Source organism: Vibrio sp. M260118, from assembly GCF_036533755.1.
Taxonomy (GTDB): domain Bacteria; phylum Pseudomonadota; class Gammaproteobacteria; order Enterobacterales; family Vibrionaceae; genus Vibrio.
On the sequence record NZ_JATABG010000537.1, the window covers coordinates 1 to 1,695 of the forward strand.

Annotated in this window: 1 protein-coding gene; it reads right to left on the reverse strand. The window is 38.3% G+C overall.

All coding sequences use genetic code 11. The features are described from left to right. Positions 1-689: 689 nt before the first annotated feature. A complete protein-coding gene (gene nagB, locus QTO00_RS19285) occupies positions 690-1,490 on the reverse strand; it encodes a glucosamine-6-phosphate deaminase (RefSeq protein WP_331426190.1) in 801 nt (266 codons plus the stop codon). Positions 1,491-1,695 lie beyond the last annotated feature (205 nt).

Genomic DNA, 1,695 nt, shown 5'->3' on the forward strand with positions numbered 1-1,695 from the left:
TTGTAGTAGTACGGTTCGTCAAAACCGCTGATTGCTTAGTACCCAATCAATTTACCACACAAATTTGTTATTGAACTGATAACGGGATTTTCGTGATCAATGCCTAATAAAAACTCCCCTCCAAGTACTTTCTAAGTGATGCACATCAAATATTAACACTGTAAGTTTTTTACATTTCGATGTTTGTTAATTAGTCAATAAGAATTTAACGATCAACTTCAATAAAATGAATTTATGGATTTTTAAATAATGGTGATCCATGTCGCTTTTTGTGTTTTTAGAAAGCGTGAAAAATGAACTAGTGTGATCTGTGTCTGGTTGTCTGTAATTTTGATTTAGACCGGAATGAGATATTGTTCACGTATTGCAATTTTGTGAAATTTTGCAACACAGGAGAGTTGGACTTTTCGCTATAGAGAAATTAGCTGACAGGGTATCTTCCACGACAAATAGTGCGAGTTAACTTCCTAAATAAGCCTTAGATAAAATATCTGTCCAAGATCGAGTTTTGGCTAACGCATGGTTGCTAGCTTGCGATTCAAAAAACGAAGTTGAATGTATGGAAATGTCGCTTTAAGTTCATAGAAGTACGCGAATGTGGGGGCGGAATAGATTTAAAGCTTAATCGGGTTTATATACATAAAAACCACTTCAAAGAAGTGGTTTTTTCATTCGTGATAAGAACAAAGTTATAGGTCTTGGATGTTTTCCGCTTCAAGTTCTTGGAAGTAACGCAATGTCTTCACTTTAAGTTCCTGAACCGCTGGGTCGTCAGCAACAATAATTGCCTTAGGGTGCATCTGAAGAGCAGATACCGTCCACATGTGGTTTACTGAGCCTTCGATTGCAACTTCAAGTGCTAGGGCTTTGTTGTGGCCTGTTGTTAGAATCATCACTTCTTCAGAATCTAGTAAAGTGCCAACACCGATAGTCAGTGCGTATTTTGGTACTTGGTTGATGTCGTTATCGAAGAAGCGTGAGTTTGCAATACGAGTATCTTCCGTTAGGGTTTTGATACGAGTGCGAGAAGCTAAAGAGGAGCCTGGTTCGTTGAATGCAATGTGGCCATCAACACCAATACCACCCATGAAAAGATTGATCTTGCCAAAAGAGCGAATCTTCTCTTCGTAAGCCGCGCACTCAGCTTCAGTATCTTCTGCCTGACCATTTAACAAGTTTATGTTCTCGTCTTGGATATCGATGTGGTTAAAGAAGTTGTTGTACATGAAAGAACGGTATGACTCAGGGTGCTGAGGATCAATTCCTACGTACTCATCCATGTTAAATGTCACGACGTGCTTAAAGCTAACTTCGCCAGCATTATATAGGCTGATTAGTTCTTTATAAGTTGTAAGAGGCGTACCACCAGTAGGCAGACCAAGAACAAATGGACGATCTGCTGTCGGTTTGAATGCATTAATTTTGTCTGCAATGTGGCGAGCTGCCCACTTACCTACTTGTGCCGCGTTGTTTAAAGGAATCAGTCTCATTTGTCTTTTCCTATTAAAGATTATTGGAGTGCTTTCTTATTTTGCATTGTAAAATAAGGCTGCAATATTTACCAGTATTTTTTCTACGATAAAAATGTTTATCCCTTATTTTAGATCAAAAAAACATCATTATTGGGTGGTAAAGGTGAGAATATGCGGCTTTTTTCTAATCTCGAGAAAAGGGTAAGTAAACAGGCTACTACTT

What these genes read in the sequence shown, in the direction of transcription:
- nagB (WP_331426190.1), bottom strand. Translation starts at nt 1,490, where the DNA reads ATGAGACTGATTCCTTTAAACAACGCGGCACAAGTAGGTAAGTGGGCA.